At 74.9% G+C, this 21931-nt stretch carries 17 protein-coding genes and 1 pseudogene; 10 read left to right on the top strand and 8 right to left on the bottom strand.

Annotated features, from left to right (window positions below):
* Positions 1–171: 171 nt before the first annotated feature.
* The gene (locus NX801_RS07330) at positions 172–1413 is read right to left on the bottom strand and encodes a DUF5919 domain-containing protein (protein WP_258786295.1); all 1242 of its coding nucleotides are present in this window, start codon (positions 1411–1413) and stop codon (positions 172–174) included.
* A gap of 615 nt (positions 1414–2028) precedes the next feature.
* Between NX801_RS07330 and glgX the strand changes: the two genes are divergently transcribed.
* The 3 genes and pseudogenes from glgX to NX801_RS07345 all read left to right on the top strand — a co-directional run bounded on the left by glgX (position 2029) and on the right by NX801_RS07345 (position 8100).
* Positions 2029–4239: a glycogen debranching protein GlgX gene (gene glgX, locus NX801_RS07335; protein WP_258786296.1), complete on the top strand. Its 2211-nt coding sequence runs from the start codon at positions 2029–2031 to the stop codon at positions 4237–4239.
* Between the two features lie 422 nt (positions 4240–4661).
* Entirely contained in the window at positions 4662–7004 is a 2343-nt protein-coding gene (treY, locus tag NX801_RS07340; RefSeq protein ID WP_258786297.1) for a malto-oligosyltrehalose synthase, read from the top strand.
* A 476-nt stretch (positions 7005–7480) separates the two neighbouring features.
* A pseudogene (locus NX801_RS07345) lies at positions 7481–8100 on the top strand (GNAT family N-acetyltransferase).
* A gap of 124 nt (positions 8101–8224) precedes the next feature.
* Here NX801_RS07345 and NX801_RS07350 read toward each other — a convergent pair.
* On the bottom strand, positions 8225–8773 hold the full coding sequence (locus tag NX801_RS07350) for an FHA domain-containing protein (RefSeq protein WP_258786298.1): 549 nt from the start codon (positions 8771–8773) through the stop codon (positions 8225–8227).
* Between the two features lie 126 nt (positions 8774–8899).
* Between NX801_RS07350 and NX801_RS07355 the strand changes: the two genes are divergently transcribed.
* Both NX801_RS07355 and treZ read left to right on the top strand, forming a co-directional pair.
* Entirely contained in the window at positions 8900–9937 is a 1038-nt protein-coding gene (locus NX801_RS07355; protein ID WP_258786299.1) for a GNAT family N-acetyltransferase, read from the top strand.
* Between the two features lie 117 nt (positions 9938–10054).
* Positions 10055–11839: a malto-oligosyltrehalose trehalohydrolase gene (treZ, locus tag NX801_RS07360; RefSeq protein WP_258786300.1), complete on the top strand. Its 1785-nt coding sequence runs from the start codon at positions 10055–10057 to the stop codon at positions 11837–11839.
* A 67-nt stretch (positions 11840–11906) separates the two neighbouring features.
* Here the strand turns inward: treZ and NX801_RS07365 are convergent, their stop codons facing one another.
* Positions 11907–12533 (bottom strand): nucleoside/nucleotide kinase family protein, encoded by a 627-nt coding sequence (locus NX801_RS07365; protein WP_258786301.1) that lies wholly within the window; start codon positions 12531–12533, stop codon positions 11907–11909.
* A 151-nt stretch (positions 12534–12684) separates the two neighbouring features.
* Here NX801_RS07365 and NX801_RS07370 point away from each other — a divergent pair, with 151 nt between their 5' ends.
* Positions 12685–13074 (top strand): VOC family protein, encoded by a 390-nt coding sequence (locus NX801_RS07370; RefSeq protein WP_258786302.1) that lies wholly within the window; start codon positions 12685–12687, stop codon positions 13072–13074.
* Between the two features lie 37 nt (positions 13075–13111).
* Here the strand turns inward: NX801_RS07370 and NX801_RS07375 are convergent, their stop codons facing one another.
* The 5 genes from NX801_RS07375 to NX801_RS07395 form a co-directional block, all read right to left on the bottom strand.
* Complete coding sequence (locus tag NX801_RS07375; RefSeq protein WP_258786461.1) at positions 13112–13432, bottom strand: hypothetical protein; 321 nt, start codon at positions 13430–13432, stop codon at positions 13112–13114.
* Between the two features lie 122 nt (positions 13433–13554).
* Entirely contained in the window at positions 13555–13962 is a 408-nt protein-coding gene (gene msrB / locus NX801_RS07380; RefSeq protein WP_258786304.1) for a peptide-methionine (R)-S-oxide reductase MsrB, read from the bottom strand.
* Between the two features lie 30 nt (positions 13963–13992).
* Positions 13993–15384: a UDP-N-acetylmuramate--L-alanine ligase gene (gene murC / locus NX801_RS07385; RefSeq protein WP_258786305.1), complete on the bottom strand. Its 1392-nt coding sequence runs from the start codon at positions 15382–15384 to the stop codon at positions 13993–13995.
* A gap of 224 nt (positions 15385–15608) precedes the next feature.
* A complete protein-coding gene (locus NX801_RS07390; protein ID WP_258786307.1) occupies positions 15609–16079 on the bottom strand; it encodes an indole-3-glycerol phosphate synthase in 471 nt (156 codons plus the stop codon).
* A 228-nt stretch (positions 16080–16307) separates the two neighbouring features.
* Positions 16308–17219, bottom strand: coding sequence for a pyrimidine reductase family protein (locus NX801_RS07395; protein WP_428986092.1), 912 nt, complete (start codon positions 17217–17219; stop codon positions 16308–16310).
* 140 nt (positions 17220–17359) lie between these two features.
* Here NX801_RS07395 and zapE point away from each other — a divergent pair, with 140 nt between their 5' ends.
* The 4 genes from zapE to NX801_RS07415 all read left to right on the top strand — a co-directional run bounded on the left by zapE (position 17360) and on the right by NX801_RS07415 (position 21773).
* A complete protein-coding gene (gene zapE, locus NX801_RS07400) occupies positions 17360–18430 on the top strand; it encodes a cell division protein ZapE (protein WP_428986082.1) in 1071 nt (356 codons plus the stop codon).
* 313 nt (positions 18431–18743) lie between these two features.
* On the top strand, positions 18744–19169 hold the full coding sequence (locus tag NX801_RS07405) for an OsmC family protein (RefSeq protein WP_258786308.1): 426 nt from the start codon (positions 18744–18746) through the stop codon (positions 19167–19169).
* Between the two features lie 165 nt (positions 19170–19334).
* Positions 19335–20696, top strand: coding sequence for a PhoX family protein (locus NX801_RS07410; protein ID WP_258786310.1), 1362 nt, complete (start codon positions 19335–19337; stop codon positions 20694–20696).
* Between the two features lie 150 nt (positions 20697–20846).
* Positions 20847–21773 carry a polysaccharide deacetylase family protein gene (locus NX801_RS07415; RefSeq protein ID WP_258786311.1) on the top strand — a complete coding sequence of 309 codons (927 nt, stop codon included), beginning with the start codon at positions 20847–20849 and terminating at the stop codon, positions 21771–21773.
* The last annotated feature ends 158 nt before the right edge of the window (positions 21774–21931 follow it).

Below are 21931 nucleotides of genomic sequence, written 5' to 3' on the forward strand. Positions count from 1 at the left end.
CCGACGAGGGCGCCGACGGGGCGTCAGGCCGGGTTCCCGGACCGTGCGGGTACCAACCCGACTTGGCGGCTTCCCGGGGGGCCGGGCCGGGCGGGGGGGGATCCGGCCGTCCGGGCCGACCGTCCGGGCGACCGGTCCGACGGCCCGCCGGAGAACTGACCGGAGCGCCGGTCAGGAGACCGGGCGGGAGTCGGTCCAGACGGACTCGAACTCCTCCCGGTAGATCTCGAAGAGGCCGTGTTCGCTCTCCGCGCCGGACCGGACCACCGCCCGCCTGCCGCCGCGCAGCACCAGGACCGGCGCCTCCATCCCCCGGGCCCGGCGCAGATACGACTGGACGACCCCGACCCCGTCCGGCCCGTCGCCATCCACCAGATAGGCGGTGAAGCGGGGGGTCTCGTCGAAGACCTGGATCTCGAAGGCGCCCGGGTCGCGGAGCCGGGCGCGCACCCGGCGCATGTGCAGGATGTTCATCTCGACCGAGCGGCTCAGCTCGCCCTTCTTGATCCCCAGCTCCCGCTCCCGCCGCCGGACGGCGCTGCTGGCCGGATTGAGGAAGAGCAGCCGTATCCGGCAGCCGGTCTCGGCCAGCCGCACCAGCCGGCGCCCGGAGAAGTTCTGCACCAGCAGATTGAGACCTATGCCGATGGCGTCCAGCCGGCGGGCGCCGCCGAACAGGTCCTCGGCGGGCAGCTGCCGCTGGAGCCGCACCCGGTCCGGGTGGACCGAGACCACGTCCGCGTACCGGTCCCCGACCAGGTCCTCCACCGCGTCCACCGGCAGCCGGTGGGCGGACGGCACCCCGGCGCCACCGCCCAGGATCTCCAGGAGCCGGGCACTGGCCCGCTCCGACTGGTCCAGCACGGTCCGGGAGAGCGCCCGGTTGCGGGAGACCACGTTCCGGGTGACCTCCAGCTCGTCCAGGGCGAGTTCCACCTCGCGGCGGTCGTCGAAGTAGGGCTCGAAGCAGGGCCAGTGCTGGACCATCAGCTCCCGCAGCTGGGGCAGGGTGAGGAAGCTCAGCACATTGTCGTCGGCCGGGTCGAGGAGATAGCCCTTGCGGCGGGACACCTCCCGGACCGCCACCGCCCGCTGCACCCACTCCTGTCCGGCGGGGCCGGCGGCGGCCACCACCCACTCGTCGCCGTGCACCGGCTCGTAGACCGGACGCAGCACCGCCGCCACCACGGCACGCAGCCGCTGTTCGACCAGATTCAGCCAGATGTAGGCGCGGCCAGCCCGCTGGGCCCGGGTGCGCACCTCGCTCCAGGCGTCCGGTCCCCAGTCCAGTTCCGCGCCGATCTCCATGGGCCGGGCGAGGGAGACCGCGCCGGGCGGGACATCAGCGGGGTCAGTGGAGTCCCCCTCATGACCTGGGTCACCTGGGGGCAGCTCCAGCCCTCCCGAGCTCACCCGCGCACCGCCTTCTGCTTCCGTACACCCGTGTGCACCCGTCTCCAACGATCAAGGAAGGTTACTCCGGGAGTGGGCCGGGACGCAGCCCGTTGCCGTCCCTCCCCGGTCAACTCCCCTGGCCAAAATGGCCGTTCTCCGGGCCGAGTTCGACCGGAGTGAGCGGATTCATAATGATTGGCACCGCCCGGACGGGGCCGCCGGACGGCCGCCGGAGGCGGTCCCGGGCACCGCCGGACGGCGTTCGATGCGGGCGACATCCAGATGTGCGAGGTTGACCGGTCCTCGCCCCCGGTCCTCGCCTTGCCCGGCCGGAAGCGGGGTATCCACCCGGCACGGGCCGGGTACATGCCCGGGGCAGGACCGGCGTGGCGGCCGGTTCCGGTCCGGGCCGCCGGGGGCGGGTCCGGGTGGAAGCCGGGCACGGGCGGGGTACAGAGAACGGGAGGCCGGAGCGAGCCGCACCGGGCGCGCGGGGCGGAGGGGCCGGAAGCGCCGGCTCCGGGCGACTCACCGTCCCCGACGGCGGGAAGTCCTAGGAGGTCGCACCACTTTCGGGGAGGATCGGCAAAAAAGCCACCATTCAGCCGGATCAGAAGTGGAAGAGTCCTATCGATGCAGGTCTGGCCGGGACAGGCGTATCCCCTCGGTGCCACCTACGACGGCGCCGGAACCAACTTCGCGGTCTTCTCGGAGACCGCCGAACGAATCGAGCTGTGTCTGCTCCACGACGACGGCTCCGAGACCGCGGTGGAGCTGCGGGAGAGCGACGCCTTTGTGCGCCACGCGTATCTGCCGGGGGTGATGCCGGGTCAGCGGTACGGCTTCCGGGTCCACGGGCCGTACGCGCCGGAGCACGGGCAGCGCTGCAACTCCGCCAAGCTGCTCCTCGACCCGTACGCGCGGGCCGTCTCCGGTGCGATCGACTGGGGCGAGGCGGTGTACGGCTACCACTTCGGCAAGCCGGACTCCCGCAACGACCTGGACTCCGCGCCGCACACCATGGCCTCGGTGGTCGTCAACCCCTACTTCGACTGGGGTGACGACCGGCCGCCGCGCACCGACTACCACCGGACCGTGATCTACGAGGCGCACGTCAAGGGCCTGACGATGCGCCACCCGGCCCTCCCGGACGATCTGCGTGGCACCTACGCGGGGCTCGCGCACCCCGCCGTGCTGGAGCACCTGACGGAGCTGGGGGTCACGGCGCTGGAGCTGATGCCGGTCCACCAGTTCGTCAACGACCACCGGCTCGCGGACGCCGGACTCGCCAACTACTGGGGTTACAACACCATCGGCTTCTTCGCCCCGCACAACACCTATGCCTCCTGGGGCGACCGGGGCCAGCAGGTGCTGGAGTTCAAGTCGGCGGTCCGGGCGCTCCACCAGGCGGGGATCGAAGTCATCCTGGACGTGGTCTACAACCACACCGCCGAGGGCAACCACCTGGGCCCGACGCTCTCCTTCCGGGGGCTTGACAACCCGTCGTACTACCGCCTCACCGACGACCCCCGGTACTACATGGACACCACCGGCACCGGCAACTCGCTGCTGATGCGCTCCCCGCACGTCCTTCAGCTGATCATGGACTCGCTGCGGTACTGGGTGACCGAGATGCATGTCGACGGTTTCCGCTTCGATCTGGCGGCGACCCTGGCCCGGCAGTTCCACGAGGTGGACCGGCTGTCGTCCTTCTTCGACCTGGTCCAGCAGGACCCGGTGGTGAGCCAGGTGAAGCTGATCGCCGAGCCCTGGGACGTGGGCGAGGGCGGTTACCAGGTGGGCAACTTCCCGCCGCTGTGGACCGAGTGGAACGGCATGTATCGGGACACGGTCCGGGACCTGTGGCGGGGCGAGCCGCGCACCCTGGCGGAGTTCGCCTCCCGGCTGACCGGTTCCTCGGACCTGTACCAGGACGACGGGCGCCGTCCGCTGGCCTCGGTCAACTTCGTCACCTGCCACGACGGTTTCACCCTGCGCGACCTGGTCTCGTACAACGAGAAGCACAACGAGGCCAACGGCGAGAACAACCGGGACGGCGAGAGCCACAACCGGTCCTGGAACTGCGGTGCCGAGGGCGAGACGGACAACGACGAGATCAACGCGCTGCGGCTGCGCCAGACCCGCAACTTCATCGCCACCCTGCTGCTCTCCCAGGGGGTACCGATGCTCAGCCACGGGGACGAGTTCGGCCGCAGCCAGCGCGGCAACAACAACGCCTACTGCCAGGACAACGAGCTGTCCTGGGTGGAGTGGCCGGACGCCGGGACCACGGAGGCGCCGGAGGCCCCTCCGGTGGCGGACGGCGAAGGCCCGGCCGGCTCCGGGGACCGGGCCGGCGCGCCGGGCGGCAAGGCGGCCGCGGAGGCCCGGGCGCTGCTCGAATTCACCCGTTCGATGGTCTGGCTGCGCCGGGACCACCCGGTCTTCCGGCGCCGGCGCTTCTTCCACGGGCGGCCGGTGGAGGGCACCCACGACGAGCTGTCGGACATCAACTGGTTCACCCCGGACGGCTCCGAGATGACCTCCGAGGACTGGCAGGCGGCGCACGCCAAGGCGCTGTCGGTCTTCCTGAACGGCAACGCCATCTCGGAGCCCGGGCCGCGCGGCGAGCGGATCGCGGACGACTCCTTCCTGCTGATGTTCAACGCCGGGGCGGAGGAGCTGGAGTTCGTGGTCCCGGTCAACCACGGCCGGCAGTGGCAGGTGGTGGTGGACACGGCGGTGCCGGAGAGCGTCCGGCCCGGCCAGGGCGCCAAGGTGGCCGCGGGCGACCGGCTCACCCTGATGGGTCGCAGCATGACCGTCCTGCGCCGCCCGGCGTAACGCCCCGGCCCGGCGCCCACCGGGCCCTGGTGCGCCCGGCCCCGGGCCCGGCCGGGGCCTCCCCGGCCCCGTCGGGCGTACCGGCCGGTGTCCGTCCGGAACCGCCGGGCGCACGGACCGGACACCGGGCGCCGGGCACCCGGCGGCGATTCACCTTTTCGGATGCTCGTAGTGCGTACCCGGGCCCCCCGGGCCGGGGTACGCCGTCCGCGCGCGCGGACAGCAGGCCGGGCCGGGGTACGGCGACCGCCCGCACGGGTACCGGGCCGGGCGTACCCCCGCCCCCCGATCCCCCGGCCGCCGGTCCCCCGATCGCGCGCTCCGGAGTGCGGCCCTCGGCCGCCCGCGCCCCGGTGCGGCGGGGGGCGTAAATGGCGTGAGCCGATGACAGAGACCGCGTTCCAGCGGGTACCAGCGTGTCCATGACGCCCTCTGCCACCTACCGGCTCCAGATCCAGCCGGAGTTCCCGTTCCCGGCCGCCGAGCGCGCGGTGCCCCGCCTGGCCTCGCTCGGGGTGTCCCACCTCCATCTCTCCCCGGTCCTGGAGGCGGTCCCCGGCTCCTCGCACGGGTACGACGTGACCGACCACGGCCGGGTGCGCGAGGAGCTGGGCGGCGAGGCGGGGCTGCGGTCCCTCGCCGCGACGGCCAGGGCCAACGGCCTGGGGCTCGTGGTGGACCTGGTGCCCAACCACATGGCGGCCTCCCCGCGCCACAACCACCGGCTCCGGGAGGTGCTGCGGGAGGGGCCCGGGTCGCGGTACGCCCGCTGGTTCGACATCGACTGGGCGGGCGGGGACGGCAAGGTACTGCTGCCGGTGCTCGGCGGCCGGATCGGGGACGAGCTGGCCGGAGCCCGGGTGGTGGACGGTCTGCTGCGCTGCGGGGGCCAGGAGTTCCCGCTGCGGCCCGGTACGGAGGGACTGCCGCTGCCGGAGCTGCTGGACGCCCAGTGGTACCGGCTCGGCTGGTGGCGGCTGGCCCGCACCGAGCTCAACTACCGGCGCTTCTTCACCATCTCGGACCTCATCGGGGTGCGGGTGGAGGACCCGGAGGTGTTCGCGGCCACCCATGTCAAGATCCTGGAGCTGGTGCGGGACGGGGTGATCGAGGGGCTGCGCATCGACCACCCGGACGGGCTCGCGGACCCCGAAACGTATCTGCGCGAGCTGGACCGGGCGACCGGCGGCTGCTGGACGGTGGTGGAGAAGATCCTCAGCGAGGAGGAACGACTCCCCGCGAGCTGGCCGGTGGCCGGGACGACCGGGTACGACGCGCTGCGCCGGATCGACGGGGTCTTCGTGGACCCGGCGGGCGCGGCCGAGCTGACCGAGCGGTATCGGGCGTACGCCCGGCCCGCCGCCGACCGGGGCGGCGACTGGGCGGCCACGGCGCGCCGGGCGGCGTACGAGGTGGTCACCCATCAGCTCGCCGCCGAGGTCTCCTACCTCACCCGGACGGCGGAACGCATCGCCGCCGCCGACCCGGCGACCCGCGACCACGCCCCCTGGGCGCTGCGGGAGGCCGTCCGGGAGCTGCTGGTCCGGCTGCCGGTCTACCGGCCGTACGGCACCGGGGACGAGACCGTACTGACCCCGGAGGCGGCGGCCGAGGCCCGGGCGGCCTTCGCCGTGCCGGACGAGGCGGCGGCGGTCGACCTCGTACGGGACCTGGCGCTCGGGCTGCGCGGGGACGGGCCGGACGAGCGGGCGTTCCGGGTGCGGTTCGCCCAGACCTCGTCGGCGCTGCGCGCCAAGTCCCTGGAGGACCTGGCCTTCTACCGCCACACCCCGCTGCTCTCGGCCAATGAGGTGGGCGGGGAGCCGGGGCGGCCGGCCGTGGAGCCGGCGGCGTTCCACACCTACTGCGCCCGGCTGGCCCGCGACTGGCCGGCCTCCGGGACGGTGCTCTCCACTCATGACACCAAGCGCAGCGCCGACGTCCGGGCCCGGATCGCGGTGCTCTCGGAGTGCCCGGAGCGGTTCGCCAAACTGCTCGCCGACGTGGACCCCAAGGCGCCCGCGCCCGACGGCGGAGTGGGCTGGACCGGCTGGCAGACGGCGGTCGGCTTCGGGACGCCGGACGCCGCGCGGCTGGGGCCCGCGCTGCTCAAGGCGGTCCGCGAGGCGGGCCTGCGCACCACCTGGACCGAGCCGGACGAGGCGTACGAACGGGCCGTCACCGACTTCGCGGCCGCGGGCCCGGCCGGTCCCCCGCAGTACCTGGTGGAGGTGCTGGCCCGCGAACTGGCCCCGCACTTCCGGGCCAACATCCTGGGCGCGGCCCTGCTCCAGCTGACCATGCCGGGCGTGCCGGACCTGTACCAGGGCACCGAGCGGGAGTACCGGGCGCTGGTCGACCCGGACAACCGGGCGCCGTTCGCGGCGGCCGAGCCCGGTGACGAGCGCGGCGAGGACGAGAAGACCGGGCTGACCCGGGCGGCCCTGGCGCTGCGCCGGGAGCGCCCGGAGGCGTTCGGCCCGGCCGGCGGCTACACCCCGCTGACCGCCACCGGCCCGGCCGCCGGACACTGCCTGGCCTTCGCCCGCGCGGACGAGGTGGTCACGGCGGTGACCCGGCTCTCGCTCCGGCTGGCGCAGTCCGGTGGCTGGGCGGACACCGCGCTCACCCTGCCCGAAGGGGTCTGGCACGACGCGCTGGCCGGGGACCCGGCGGGGGCCCGGGAGTTCCCGGGCGGCGCCCCGGTCGCCCTGGCGGAGCTGTTCGGCGACCGCCCGGTGGCGCTGCTGGCCCGCCGGGACTGAGGACCCGGTCCGCCGCGCCCGTACCGACCCCGGTGGCGGCGGAGGCGGACCCGGCGGACGAACCGGCCCGCGCGCCCGGGCCGTACCCTCGGCCCCGGGCACCCGCGTCCGCCCCCTCGGCCCCGGGCGCCGGCCGCGTCCGCCCGGGCGACAGGGCGCACGCGCGACCGCCGTTCCCCGGCGAGCCGCCCGGCGGCAGGGCGTACGGCACAAGGGCCCCGGACCGTACACCCACCCGCGCGCCGGGGCGGGCGGTGGCGACAGCGGCGGACACGGGGCCCCGTCCCACGACCGCCGTCCGCCCGGCGGCCGGTGCCCGGAGCCCGGCCGTGCGGCGAGCACCGACCCCGCCACCGCCCTGGGCCCGGCCTCGCCACCGCCCCGGCCCGGAGCCCAACTCCTCGCGCTCCGCCCCCCGTCGGCTCCACGAGCCGGCCGGGCCCGCCCCACGGCCGGGAGCCACCCGGGGGTACGGAATGAGCCGCACGCCGGTGACAAACGACCCCGAAGCGGCGACGGCCGACGACACCTCGCTGATCGGCCGCACCCTGGCCCGCGCCTTCGAGTACGACCCGACGATGCGCTGGTTCTTCCCCGGTGACGCCTCGCGCGCGCAGAGGCTGGAACGCCGCTTCACCACGCTCTTCACCCGGCAGTACGTCCACCACGGCACAGGCGAACGCGCCGGGGCGGCCGCGGCGTTCTGGGTCCCGCCGGAGGCGCGGGACAAGGCCGTTCCGGACGCGGAGACCGTCCGGGAGCTCCAGGAGGTCCTGGGCGACCGGGCCGAGCGGTTCGCGGCCGGAGTCGGGATGGCCGCCGGGCACACGCCCCGGGAGCCGCACTGGTACCTGGCGGTGATCGGTGCCGACCCGGCCGCCCGGGGCCAGGGGCTCGGGACCGCCCTGCTGCGCTCGGGCCGGTCAAGGCCGACGCGGAGGGTCTGCCGGTCTGTCTGGAGCCCTCCAAGCCGGCCGACCCGCCCTTCTACGAGCGCTTCGGCTTCACCGTGCGCGAGGAGCTGCGGCTGCCGCAGGGCGGGCCGGCGCTGTGGGCGATGCGGCGCGAACCACGCCGCCCGGCCGGCGACCGGTGAGCACCGGCCGTACCACCCACCACTGACTGACCGCGTGACGCGGGCGTGGCCCCTCCGCCGCCGGCCGCCCGACCGCCCGTCACGCGACGGCCACCGTCACACGGCGGCGGCCGGGCCGCGGACCTCAGCGGGCCGACAGGCAGAAGGACATATGGCCGAAGGAGACCAGGTCGCCGGCGCGGACCACCACCGTGCCGGTGACCCGGCGGCCGTTGACGGTGGTGCCATTGGTCGAGCCGAGGTCCCGCAGCAGCCACACCCCGCCGCTCAGGGTCAGCTCGGCATGGGCCCGGGAGACCGTCTCATGGCTGAGCCGCAGCCCGCAGACCGGATCCCGCCCTATCCGCAGCGGCAGCGGCCCCGGCTCGGGCAGCAGCAGCTTGGGCAGCCGCTGGGCCTCCCAGGCGCGGCCCAGCCGGGCGGTGAACTCCGAGGCGCGGCCGACCGCCCCGACCAGCCGCTTGGTCCAGCGGCCCTCGGAGCACAGATCGGCGGTGAGCGCGGCCAGTTCGTCGGAGCGGCGGGCGACCAGGGCCAGTTCCATCCGCCGCAGAAAGGTGTCGTGCGACAGCCGGCCCTGGGCGGCCCCGTCCCTGAGCAGTTCCAGCGCGCGGTCCCGCTCGGCGTCGGAGAGCCGGGCGGACCGGGTGGCGAACTCGTACGGGGTGCTCACGGGCTGATTGTCGGTCCGGAAGGCCCGGGGTGTCCAGACGGCTCCGGTCGCCGGAAATCCCGCTGACCGGCGGCGCCCCGCCCGGTACCGTACCGGCCGCTCGAACCACCGCTGAGGAGAAACGACATGACAGACGCGCGCCGGCCGGCGGCCGTCACCTTCCGCCCGCTGTCCGCACCCGAGGAGCTGCCACTCTTCCGGCGGTTGACGTATGTGCTCGACCATGAGCTGGCCGACGACCTGGCGGCCGGCCGCCGCCGTCCCGAGTGGCTGTGGGTGGCGCTCGACGGGGCGGGCCGGGTGGTGGCCCGGCTGGCCTGGTGGACCGGCGCCCCCGGTGGGCCGCCGCGGGTACTCGACATCCTCGACTTCCTTGACGGCCCCGCCCGCCCCGGTGTCGCCGGTGTCCCCGACGGCCTTGACGCCCTTGGCCGTCACCATGGGCCGGCCGCCGCCGGGGACCCGGCCGAGGTGGCGGTACGACTGCTGGAGACGGCGACCGCCCGGGTGGTTCCGGCGGGGGCGCCGCGCCCGGAGTACACCCGGTTCGTACCGCCGGACTGGCGCACGGACCCGGCCGCCCGGGCGGTGGTGGCGGCCAGGACCGGGGTGGTGGAGCGGACCGGGGCGCGGCTGCTGGTGGAGCGGCTGCGGCTGGAGTGGCGGTCCGGGGCGCCAGAGCCGGAGCCCACCGGGCGGCTGGTCTTCCGGGGGGTGCGGGACGGGGAGGAACTGGTGGCGCTGATGGCCCGGGTGATGGACGGCACCCTGGACGCGCACGGACGGGCCGACCTGGCCTCCGGTCTCTCGCCCCGCGCGGCGGCGGAGAAGCACTACACGGAGGAACTGGCCCGGTACCGCACACCGCGTGCGTGGTGGCGGATCGCGGAACTGCCGGAGGGCGGCGGCCCGGTGGGGTTCGTGATCCCGGCACGGAACAACTACCACCCGATCATCGCCTACCTCGGGGTGCTGCCCGAGCACCGGGGGCGGGGGTACATCGACGAGATACTCGCCGAGGGCACCCGGGTGCTCGCCGCCGAGGGCGTCCACCGGATCCGCGCCGCCACCGACCTCGGGAACGTACCGATGGCGCGGGCCTTCGCCCGGGCGGGGTATGTGAACTTCGAACGCCAGGTGGACTACGTCTGGCCGGCCGGCTGACCCGGGTCCCGCGGACACCGCGCCGGCCCGGGCGAAGGGGTGGCCTTCGGCCGAGTGCCGTGCTTCCGGTTACGGATCTTGCCAGGATGGGCGCTGTCGTCGACGAGGGGATCGCCAGTGCTGTTCGAGGTGTGGGCACCGAAGGCAAGCGAGCGGGTGGAACTCCGACTGGAGGGTGGACGGTTCCCGTTGACCCGGGACCCGGAGCGGGACGGCTGGTGGCGGGCGGAGGTGGCGCCGGAGGCCGGCGCGCGGGACGGGGCGCGGTACGGCTTCGCGGTGGACGGCGGGCCGGTGCTGCCCGATCCGCGCTCCCGCCGCCAGCCGGACGGCCCGGACGGGCTGAGCGCGGTGGTGGACCACGGCACCTTCGCCTGGCGCCACCGGCCGCCGGGGCGCGGGCTGAGCGGGGCCGTGCTGTACGAGCTGCACATCGGTACGTACACCCCGGAGGGCACGCTCGACGCGGCCGCCGCCCGGCTGGACCATCTGGTGGAGCTGGGTGTCACCCATGTGGAGCTGATGCCGCTCTGCCCCTTCCCCGGCGTCCACGGCTGGGGGTACGAGGGGGTGTCGCTCTGGGCGGTGCACGAGCCGTACGGCGGCCCCGAGGCGCTGAAGCGGTTCACCGACACGGCGCACGGGCTGGGCCTGGAGGTCGTCCTGGACGTGGTCCACAACCATCTGGGCCCGTCCGGCAATCATCTGCCCGCCTTCGGGCCGTACTTCACCGAGACCCATCACACGCCGTGGGGCGCGGCGGTGAACCTGGACGCGCCCGGCTCCGACGAGGTGCGGGACTACCTGCGGGAGAGCGCCCTCGCCTGGCTGCGGGACTACCGGCTCGACGGGCTGCGGCTGGACGCGGTGCACGCGCTGGCCGACACCCGGGCGCTGACCTTCCTGGAGGAGCTGTCGGCGGCGGTGGACGAACTCGGCGCCGAACAGGGCCGGGAGCTGTTCCTGATCGCGGAGTCCGATCTCTGCGACCCGCGCACCACCACCCCGCGCGAGGCGGGCGGCCTGGGGCTGCACGCCCAGTGGAACGACGACTTCCACCACGCCCTGCACACCGCGCTCACCGGAGAGAGCCAGGGCTACTACGAAGACTTCGCCCGCGCCCCGCTCGCCGCGCTGGCCAGGACGCTGGGCCATGTCTTCTTCCACGACGGCACCTACTCGGCCTTCCGGGCCCGTACCCACGGCCGCCCGGTGGACCGGAGCCGCACGCCCGCGCACCGCTTCCTCGGCTACGCCCAGACCCACGACCAGATCGGCAACCGGGCGCTCGGCGACCGGCTCGCCGCCTCCTGCTCCCCGGGACTGCTCGCCTGCGCCGCGGCCCTGGTGCTCACCGGGCCGTTCACCCCGATGCTCTTCATGGGCGAGGAGTGGGGGGCCGGTACGCCCTGGCAGTTCTTCACCGATCACACCGACCCGGGGCTGGCGGAGGCGGTACGCACCGGCCGGCGGCGCGAGTTCGGCGCGCACGGCTGGGCCGAGGAGGAGATCCCGGACCCGCAGGAGCGGGCCACCCGGGACCGGTCCTGCCTCGACTGGAGCGAGCCGGGGCGGGAGCCGCACGCCCGGCTGCTCGCCTGGCACCAGGAACTGATCGCCCTGCGCGCCGCCCAGCCGGACCTGACCGACCCGGACCTGACGGCGGTGCGGGTGGTCTTCGACGAGCGGGCCCGCTGGCTGGCGTACCGGCGCGGTGACCTGCGGATCGCGGTGAACCTCGGCCCCGAGCCCGCCCCGGTCCCGGTGGGCACCGGCGGCCGGGTGCTGGCCGCCTGGGAGCCGGTGACGCTCCCGGACGCCACCGGTGCGGCGGCCGGCGGCCCGGACGAGGGACTGTTGCGTGTCCCGGCCGAGTCCTGCGTGATCCTGACGGACGACTGAGCGGGGCGGGGGCCGGGCCCGCGCGTACCGTGCCGGGTCCGGCACGGTACGCGTGCACGGCCAGCGACTAGTACGGATGTACGACGAGGTCGGCGCGGGCGCGGCCGGGGGCGACCAGCCGGGCGTTGGCCTCGTCGGAGCGGTGCACCCAGCGCTCGGCGGCGGCTCGCTCCCGGCCGTACCGGACGTGCCGGCCGATCAGCCGCTCCACCCGGCGGCCGTGATCCGGCTCCAGGAACCAGACCTCGTCCAGCAGGGCCCGGACCCGCGCCCAGGGGCCCTCGTCGTGGAGCAGATAGTTGCCCTCAGTGATCACCAGGGGCACCTCCGGGTCCACCGGTACGGCCCCGGCGAGCGGTTCCTCCAGCCTCCGGTCGAAGGCGGGCGCGTAGACGGTGACACCCGGTTCGGGGGCGCGCAGCCGGGCCAGCAGGGCCAGGTACCCGGCCGAGTCGAAGGTGTCGGGCGCGCCCTTGCGGTCGGCCCGGCCGAGCCGCCGCAGCTCGGCGCCCGCGAGGTGGAAGCCGTCCATCGGCACCACGACGGCGGCGCCGTCCAGGCCCTCCGCGAGCCGTCCGGCCAGGGTGGACTTCCCCGCCCCGGGGGCCCCGGCGATGCCGAGGACCCGCCGCTCCCCCGGGACGGCGAGACCACGGGCCCGGGCGATGAGCCCGGCGAGCTGCTGTGCGTCCATGCCCGCATTCTCCCGGCCCCGCCCGGCCGGCCGGCGAGCGGGGGCCATGGGACCGGGCCTTGGGACCGAACCTCGAGACCGGCCCATGGGCCGGGGCCAAAGCCGGCCGGAGTCCTGGACCCCGCCCTGTCATACGTATAACGTCCCCTTCATGGCTCATCTCGCACTGGTCACGCTGGTCGTCCGCGACTACGACGAGGCCATCGCCTTCTACCGGGACGCGCTCGGCTTCGAACTCGTCGAGGACACCGACCGGGGCGACGGCTCCCGCTGGGTGGTGGTCCGGCCGCGTGGTACGGCGCCCGGCACCGGTCTGCTGCTGGCCCGCGCCGCCACCGATGCCCAGCGGGCGGCCGTGGGCACCCAGGCGGGCGGCCGGGTCGGCTTCTTCCTGCACACCGGGGACTTCGCCGCCGAGCACGCCCGGATGGCCGGGGCCGGGGTGCGCTTCCTGGAGGAGCCCCGCCACGAGCCCTATGGCACCGTCGCGGTCTTCGAGGACCTCTACGGCAACCGCTGGGACCTCCTCCAGCCCGCCTGACCGGAGGCCGGACCGGCCCGGCCGGCCCACTCCCGCGTCAGGCCGACACACCCCCACGGGGCCCCGGCCGGCCCGTGCCGTATATGAGGGCGGGGGCCTCTTCGGCTTCCCTCTCTTCCTGTTCCGTCAGGTCTCCGACGGAGTCCGCCGACAACGGAGGCAGTGCCGCCGCTTCCGCCTCGGCCTCCGCGATCAGGGCGTCCACCCCGGCGAACCGCGCCTCCATGGCTTCGGTCTCCGCCATCTGACGACCCCCGGCACGGACGAGACAGGCGGAAACATCCATGCCCTCTTGCGCGGCATGCCGCCGCACCCGCTCGGCCTGCTCCGCTTCGAGGCCGACGCTGATCCTCACCACGCGCTGGAGGGTACGCCGCGTATCGCCGTGCGCGGGTCCCCCGGGGGACCCGTCTCACCGCCTCGTACGTCCGTTCCCGCCGGGGCGTGCCGACGGGAACGGGAGCGGGGACCGGCCGGGGCTCAGCCCTCGTCGGAGGCGAGCTTGAGCGAGACCGAGTTGATGCAGTAGCGCTGGTCGGTCGGGGTCGGGTAGCCCTCGCCCGCGAAGACATGGCCCAGGTGGGAGCCGCAGCGGGCGCAGCGCACCTCGGTGCGGACCATGCCGTGCGACCGGTCCTCGATCAGCTCGACGGCGTCGCCGTCCTTGGGGTCGTAGAAGGACGGCCAGCCGCAGTGCGACTCGAACTTGGCGGTGGAGGTGAACAGTTCGGCGCCGCACGCCCGGCAGAAGTACACGCCCCGCGTCGTGGTGTCCGTGTACTCACCGGTGAACGGCCGCTCGGTGCCGGCCTCGCGCAGGACGTGGTACTCCTCCGGGGACAGCTCGGCGCGCCACTGCTCGTCCGGCTTCTCGATGTCGTACGCCATGCGTGCGTGCTCCCTCGGGTGTGGCGGGTCTCAGGCGGACAGCCGGGCGAGGATCTCCGGACCGAGGTCGGTGACATCGCCCGCGCCCATGGTGAGAACAAGATCACCGGGCTTGGCCATTCCCGCGACCACCTCGGCGACGGCCGCCTTGTCCGGGACGGCGGTGACGTCCGCGCCGGCCGCCCGGGCGGCGTCGGTGATCAGCGCGCTGGTGACGCCGGGGATCGGGTCCTCGCGGGCCGGGTAGATGTCCAGCACCAGGGAGGCGTCCGCGAGGGCGAGCGCCCGGCCCATCTCCAGGCCCAGTTCCTGGGTGCGCGAGAACAGGTGCGGCTGGAAGACCACGAGCAGCCGGGCGGATTCGGCGGCGGCCCGCATCGCCTCCAGGTCGGCGGTCATCTCGGTGGGGTGGTGCGCGTACGAGTCGATGACCTGGACACCCGCCGCCTCGCCCTTCAGCTGGAGGCGGCGGCCCACCCCGGTGTAGGCGGTGAGCGCCCGGGCCAGCGCGGCCGGGTCGACTCCGGCGCGGACACCGGCCACCAGCGCGGCGGCGGCGTTGTGCGCGTAGTGGCGGCCGGGCACCGAGACGGTGAAGGTGTGCGCGGTGCCGTCCAGTTCGACGGTGACCTCGCTGGTCATCCCCTGGGGCACCACGGCGGTGATCCGGGCGTCGGAGTCGGCCGACTCACCGACCCGGACGACCCGCAGATCCTGCCGTCCGGCGACCCGGCGGGCCAGCTCGCGGGCGCCCTCGTGCTCCCCGACCACCAGGGTGCCGCCGGGGCGGATCCGGGCGGCGAACGCCTCGAAGGACTCGTAGATCTCCGCCATGGAGGCGTAGTTGGCGTGGTGGTCCAGCTCGACATTGAGGACGATCGCGACCTCGGGCTCGTACTTCTGGAAGCTGCGGTCGCTCTCGTCCGCCTCGGCCACGAAGATCTCACCGGCGCCGTGCCGGGCGTTGGTGCCCGGGCCCGCGAGGTCGCCGCCGATGGCGTACGAGGGGTCGAGCCCCAGCTCGGTGAGGGCGACGGCGAGCATCGAGGTGGTGGTGGTCTTGCCGTGGGTACCGGCCACCGCGATCGCCCGGAGGTCCGTCATCAGGGCGGCCAGCGCGTCGGAGCGGTGCACCACCGGGATGCCCAGCTCATGGGCGCGGACCAGCTCCGGGTTGTCCGCGCGGATGGCGCTGGAGACGACGACGGCGGTGGCGTCCGGGGCGAGGTGGCCGGCGGCGTGCCCGATGTGGACGGTGGCCCCGACCGCCCGCAGCGAGGCGGCGGTCTCCGACTCGCGCGCGTCGCTGCCGGCCACGGCGGCGCCTCGGCTGGCGAGGATCCTGGCGATGCCCGACATGCCGGCGCCGCCGATGCCGATGAAGTGCGGCCGTTCCATGGCAGCAGGGATGGCGGGTGCCATAGGTCTCTCCCCGGGGTGAGGCGTGTGTGCGGGCCCCAGCCTATGCGGTGCGCGGCGGCGCGCTCCGCAGCCCCGGGCCGGGACCCGGCCGGGCCCCGGCAGGCGGCCGGCCGAGGAGCCCCGGACGACCCGGCGGAGCGGCCGGGCGATCCCCGGCGGAGCGACAGACCGGCGGGGCGACGGGGCCGCGGATCACCGGGCCGCCGGGCCGGCGATCCGGCGGATCATTCGTTGTGGGCGAAGAGCTTCAGCACCGGCACCCCCACCTTGTGCCGCGCCCGGGAGGCCCAGTCCCGGTGGAAGAACTCCTCCACGTAGTGCGGGGCGGTCAGCACGATCACCTCGTCGGCCCCGGATTCGTCCACCACCGCCTGAAGTCTGTCCAGCGGATGGTCCTCGACCACCTGCCCGACGGCCTCGCAGCCGGCGTTCCGCAGCACCTGGAGGGAGTGTTCCAGGGCCGTCTCGGCCGGGACGCGCGCGGCCCGGCCCTCCGGCTCCTCGCCCTCGCGGGCGGCTTCCTTGATCTCTCCGACGGCCACGTCGTCGATGGCGCGCAACAGCACGACGGCCTGATCACCACGGGGCTGCATCAGGACGATGAACGACATGCGCTCGTCCCCGTGCAGGGTGGTGACGAACTCCACATCCACGGACGACAGGGGCTTCTCGATCATCAGAACGCTTGTGAACATCTGGGGAGCCCTTCTGCCGAAACCATCCTTCCCCGTGATCGCACGGGGACTGCGAGAGTAAGTGTGCCCAGCCGAAGCTGACCGGAACGGTGGATTCCGCAACTCGGCGCGCAACTCCGGGCCGACCGGCCCGGAGTTGTCGTACGGCACAGTCCCGGACACGGCGGGCCATCCGGCACAGTACGCGTCACCCCCGGGCCGTACCGGTCGGATTCCGTCGCGCCCCGATCAGATCCTGCCGTACCGCGTATAGAGGAACCCCTCCTCCTCCAGTACGGAAACCAGTGCGAACCGCGCCGGGACCGCGAGCCCGGGCCCCCCGGCGATCCGCTGGGCGTCCCCGGCGGTCAGCAGCGGGGAGACGGTGAGGCAGAGTTCGTCCAGCACCCCGGCGGCCACCCACTGGCCCAACAGCCGCGGCCCGCCCTCGGTGAGCTGACGGGTCAGCCCCCGGGCGGCCAGCGCCTCCGGCACCCGGGCCGGGTCCACGCCCGCGCCGTCCCCCGCCAGGACCACCACGGCACCGGCCCGCTCCGCCGCGCGGACCCGCTCGGGCGGCGCCCCGGCCCCGGTCAGCAGGAGCGTCGGAACGAGGGGGGCGGTGAACAGGGGTGCGGTGAAATCCAGGTCGAGGGAGGCGCTGACCACGGCGATCGCGGGCGCGGGCCCCTGCCCGGCCGCCGCGCGCCGCTCCGCGAACGCCTCCCGGGCGCGGGCCGGCCGGTATCCCTCCAGGCGCACCGTCTCGGCGCCGACCACCACCACGTCGGCGAGGGCCCGGAGGGTGCCGAAGATCCGCATGTCGGTGGCGGACGAGATCGGCTGGGAGCGCCCCTCGTGCTGGGCCGCCCCGTCCAGCGAGGTGACCATGTTGGCACGCAGCCAGGGACGGGCCCGGGCGGCGGCGGGGTACGCGTACGCCTCGGCCAGCTCGTCCAGGGACCACTCCCGGTCCTCCGGGGAACCGGGGAGGTCCCGGTCCTCCGGGGGGCCGGGGAGGTCCCGGGAGTCCCGCGAGCCGGGGATTTCCCGGGGCTCCGGGCCTTCCGGCGCCCCCGGCGGCCCGGCCGGGACAGCCGGCGCGTCCCGGACGGCGTCCGCCGCCCCGGCGGCGGACGGGCCCGGGGCACCGGATGCCATGAGCCCGCCGGACGGGCCCGGCGAACCGGCGGTACGGGCGCCGAGTGCCGGACCGGCGGCTCCGGCGGGTGCTGTCGGGTCGGTCACAGGGAAGAGGCGTCGCATGCCGGCGAGTCTGGCACGCCGCTTACAGTGGAAGCGTGTCCCTCAGTGCCATAACCGAAGCGGCTCCGCTCTCCCTGTGCGCCCGTGAGCCGCACGTCCCCGCCGATCGTCTGGTCGCGGAGATGGTGCCGCCACCGCGCTTCGACGGGGTGCGCTTCGAGACGTACCTCCCGGACCCGAACCAGCCCAGCCAGACCGAGGCGGTGGAGGTGCTGCGCGGCTTCGCCGCCGGACTCGGCGGCGGGAGCGCGCCGGGCTCCGGACTGCGCCGGTGGTTCGGCCGGAAGCCCGCCGCCCCGGCCGGGCCGCGCGGGGTGTATCTGGACGGCGGGTACGGCGTGGGCAAGACCCATCTGCTCGCCTCGCTCTGGCACGCCACGCCCGCCGAGCCCGCGCTCAAGGCGTTCGGCACCTTCGTGGAGCTGACCAACCTGGTGGGGGCGCTCGGCTTCCAGCAGACGGTGGCGACCCTCAGCGGGCACCGGCTGCTCTGCATCGACGAGTTCGAGCTCGACGACCCGGGCGACACCGTGCTGGTCTCCACCCTGCTGGGGAGGCTGGTGGAGGCGGGCGTGGCCCTGGCCGCCACCTCCAACACCCTGCCGGGCAAGCTGGGCGAGGGCCGGTTCGCGGCGGCGGACTTCCTCCGCGAGATCCAGGGGCTCTCGGCGCACTTCCGGCCGCTGCGCATCGACGGCGAGGACTACCGGCACCGGGGGCTGCCCGAGGCCCCGGCGCCCTTCTCGGACGAGGTGGTCACCCGGGCCGCGCACGCGGTGCCGGGCGCCTCGCTGGACGCGTTCCCGGAGCTGCTGGGCCACCTGGCGAAGGTGCACCCGAGCCGGTACGGGGCGCTTACCGACGGTCTGGCGGCCGTCTGCCTCACCGGGGTGACGGCCGTGCCCGACCAGGCGACCGCGCTGCGTCTGGTGGTGCTCGCCGACCGGCTCTACGACCGGGAGGTCCCGGTCCTCGCCTCGGGGCTGCCGTTCGACCGGCTGTTCAGCGACGAGATGCTGAACGGCGGTTACCGGAAGAAGTACTTCCGGGCGATCTCCCGGCTCACCGCGCTGGCCCGGGAAGCGAAGGGCCTGGCCGGGCAGTAGGTTGGGGTCCGGTACGCCCCGCGGGCCGTGTGCGCACGCGTCCTGACGGGTCGTACGGCTCGGCGGTGCGGCCGGCGCCGGGCGCCGTACGCGCGCCGCGGCGGGCCGTCCGGCCCGTGGCGGTGGTACGTCTCCGGTGACGGGCGCCGCCCGGTGCGGCCCCGCGCCTCGCCGGACGCCGCGCTCGCGCCGGAGGCCGGACGCGCGACCGGGGGTACGCGACCGCGGACGCCCGGCCGGTGAGCGGGCCGGCGCCGCCACGCCACCGAGCCACCGGAACCCCATCGTCGGACCATCGGAAGGAATCACCACCATGGCCACCACCCGCGTCGCCCGTACCGCCTGGGAGGGCGAACTGCTCAAGGGCTCGGGCGTCGTCACCTTCGACTCCTCGGGCATCGGCGAGTACCCGGTCTCCTGGCCCTCGCGCGCCGAGGAGGCGAACGGGAAGACCAGCCCGGAGGAGCTGATCGCCGCCGCCCACTCCAGCTGCTTCTCGATGGCCCTCTCGCACGGCCTGACCGGTGCCGGCACCCCGCCCACCCGGCTGGAGACCAAGGCGGAGGTCACCTTCCAGCCCGGCGAGGGGATCACCGGTATCCACCTCACCGTGCGCGGCGAGGTGCCCGGCGTCGACCAGCAGGGGTTCGCCGCTGCCGCCGAGGACGCCAAGAAGAACTGCCCGGTCAGCCAGGCGCTCGCCGGCACCACCATCACCCTCACCGCCGAGCTCGGCTGATCCCGGACGGCCCGCGCCACTGAGGCGCCGCCGGCGGTCCCGTGCTCCGGGGCCGCCGGCGACCCGTGCGGCCGGACGGTTCCGCGTGGTTCCCGCGCCCGTACGGTGCGTGATACACACATGCGGTCACCGCACATCTCCTGTCCGCCAGCAGGGAGTTGCCTCATGTCCGCGACACGACGTCAGATCCTGGCCCGTACCGGTGGTTCGGTGGCCGGGATCGCCTTCACCGGGGCGCTGTCCGAACTCTTCACCGGGTCCGCAGCCGCCCTCGGCCGGGGCGCCGGCTACGGCCCGCTCGTCCCCGACCCGGCCGGTCTGCTGGACCTGCCGAAAGGTTTCCGTTATCAGGTGCTCTCCCGCGAGGGGGACCGGCTGCGCTCCGGCGAGGGGCCGGTGCCGAGCAACCACGACGGAATGGCCGCCTTCGCCGGGCGGCGCGGCCGGACGCACCTGGTCCGCAACCACGAGAACGCCTACGACGGCCGGATCGCCGTGCCCACCGCCCGGGGGCTGACCTACGACCCGGCGGCCAGGGGCGGCTGCACCGCGTTCGAGCTGGACGGCCGGAACACCGTGCTCGGCGAGCGGGTGGCCCTCGCCGGTACGGCCGTCAACTGCGCGGGCGGGCCCACTCCCTGGGGTACCTGGCTCAGCTGCGAGGAGACCGAGGACCGGACGGGCGACCACGGCTACACCAAGGATCACGGCTTCGTCTTCGAGGTCCACCCGGCCGACCCGCTGCGCACCGGCGCCGTACCGCTCATCGCGCTGGGCCGCTTCCAGCACGAGGCGATCGCCGTGGACCCGCGCGGCGGAGTGGTGTACGAGACGGAGGACGCCTTCGACAGTCCGTTCGGGCTCTTCTACCGCTTCCTGCCGCGCCGGCCGCTCGGCGGCACCGGTTCGCTGCGGGCCGGCGGCGAGCTGGAGGCGATGCGGGTGCCGGGGGTACCGGACCTCTCGGCGGTCCAGGAGCCGGGCACCGTCTTCGAGGGCGTGGAGTGGGTGCCCGTACCGGATCCACTGGCCCGCCGGACCCCGGTACGGCTCCAGGACTATGGCCCCGGGGGCATCACCCACGCCCAGAAGCTGGAGGGCTGCTACTGGTCGGGGGCGTCGGTCTGCTTCGTCTCCAGCTACGCCGAGGCGGCGGACGGTTCGGCGGCGGACCACCACGGGCAGGTCTGGAAGTACGAGCCGCACCGGCGGCGGCTGACCCTCGTGGTCGTCTTCGGGCCGGACACCGACGTACGGCTGCCCGGCGAGGCCCCGGACAACATCTGCCTGGCCCCCGGCGGCGGGCTGATGGTCTGCGAGGACGGCGACGGCGCCCAGCACGTCTTCGGGCTGACCCGGCGGGGCGAGGTCTATCCGATGGCCCGGGGCGCGCAGAACATCGGCACCCCGGAGGAGCCCGCGTGGGGCGAGTTCGCGGGGGTCACCTTCGCCCCGGACGGCGGCACGATGTACGTCAACTGCTACACCCCGGGCACCACCTTCGCGGTGACCGGCCCCTGGCGGTGACCCGCGGCCCCCGGTGAGGGAGCGTGGCGCCGCCGGTGACGGGGGTGGCGCCGCTCGTCAGGGGCGCGGCGTTCGGCCACTCCGGGGGTGGCCGGGCGCCGCGCCGGGTGCCGTACCGACACTGGTGGGTTAATCGGATAATTTCCCCCGGTGACCCTCTCTGCACGGAAACGGAAACTCCCGCTGCTCGCCGTCCTCGGCGCCGCCGCGCTCGCGGCCTGCGCGGCTCCCGCCGCCCCGGACGGCACCCGTACCGCCGACCGGCCGGCCACCGCCCACCCCACCGCCGGCGCGCCGGGCCGGCCCGCCGCCGAGGCGGTTCCTCCCCGGCACCCCGGGCAGGCCGCGACGCCCCAGGCCCCGCCCACGATGGCACCGGGGCCCGGCGGCCGTACCCCCGTCTTCGAGCGCGGCAGCGCGGTGGCCGGCAAGACGGTGGCGCTCACCTTCGACGCCGACATGACGGCCGATCAGGGTCCCCGGGCGGCGCGCGGCGAACACTTCGACAACCCGGCCCTGATCGGCGCCCTGCGTGAGCTGAAGGTGGACGCCACCGTCTTCATGACCGGCCGCTGGGCGGAGGAGTACCCGGACCAGGCGCGGGCGATCGGCACCGACCCCCGCTTCGAGATCGCCAACCACTCGTACAGCCACTACGCCTTCAAGGACCCCTGCTACGGGCTGCCGGTCCTCGGCCGGGCGGAGCAGGTGGCCGACGTCCGCCGGGCCTTCGACGCCTTCCGGACGGCGGGCGCCCGGAACGTGGTGCCCTACTTCCGCTTCCCCGGCGGCTGCCACGACGACCGCGCGCTCACCGAGCTGGCGCCCGCCCGGGTGACCGCCGTCCAGTGGGACGTGGTCAGCGGTGACGCCTTCGCCACCGACGCCGACGCGGTCGCCGAACAGGTGCTCGCCGGGGTCCGGCCCGGCTCGCTGGTGGTGATGCACTGCACCCGCAGCGCGGCACCCGTCACCGAGCGGGCCGTCCGGAAGATCGTGCCCGCGCTGCGGGCCAAGGGCTACCGGTTCGTCAAGGTCTCCGAGCTGATGCGCCCCGAACACGGCGACGAACGCTGAACCCGGGCGGGTACGGGGGGTCCGCGCCGCCTGCCGGGGCGGTGCCGGCTCCTCGGGCCCGCGCCGACTCGCCGGAGCCGCCCGTCCGCGCACGCCGGGCCGAGCGGCCGGGCGGCCTCCGCCGCCGGGCCGGGAAATCCCATGGCCGGCGCCGGACC

The sequence above is a fragment of the Streptomyces pyxinae genome (assembly GCF_024756275.1).
GTDB lineage: Bacteria > Actinomycetota > Actinomycetes > Streptomycetales > Streptomycetaceae > Streptomyces > Streptomyces pyxinae.

Coding starts and splice junctions, on each gene's coding strand:
- glgX (WP_258786296.1), top strand. CDS start 2,029: ATGCAGGTCTGGCCGGGACAGGCGTATCCCCTCGGTGCCACCTACGAC.
- treY (WP_258786297.1), top strand. CDS start 4,662: ATGACGCCCTCTGCCACCTACCGGCTCCAGATCCAGCCGGAGTTCCCG.
- NX801_RS07355 (WP_258786299.1), top strand. CDS start 8,900: ATGACAGACGCGCGCCGGCCGGCGGCCGTCACCTTCCGCCCGCTGTCC.
- NX801_RS07365 (WP_258786301.1), bottom strand. CDS start 12,533: ATGGACGCACAGCAGCTCGCCGGGCTCATCGCCCGGGCCCGTGGTCTC.
- NX801_RS07370 (WP_258786302.1), top strand. CDS start 12,685: ATGGCTCATCTCGCACTGGTCACGCTGGTCGTCCGCGACTACGACGAG.
- msrB (WP_258786304.1), bottom strand. CDS start 13,962: ATGGCGTACGACATCGAGAAGCCGGACGAGCAGTGGCGCGCCGAGCTG.
- murC (WP_258786305.1), bottom strand. CDS start 15,384: ATGGCACCCGCCATCCCTGCTGCCATGGAACGGCCGCACTTCATCGGC.
- NX801_RS07390 (WP_258786307.1), bottom strand. CDS start 16,079: ATGTTCACAAGCGTTCTGATGATCGAGAAGCCCCTGTCGTCCGTGGAT.
- NX801_RS07395 (WP_428986092.1), bottom strand. CDS start 17,219: ATGGCATCCGGTGCCCCGGGCCCGTCCGCCGCCGGGGCGGCGGACGCC.
- NX801_RS07405 (WP_258786308.1), top strand. CDS start 18,744: ATGGCCACCACCCGCGTCGCCCGTACCGCCTGGGAGGGCGAACTGCTC.
- NX801_RS07410 (WP_258786310.1), top strand. CDS start 19,335: ATGTCCGCGACACGACGTCAGATCCTGGCCCGTACCGGTGGTTCGGTG.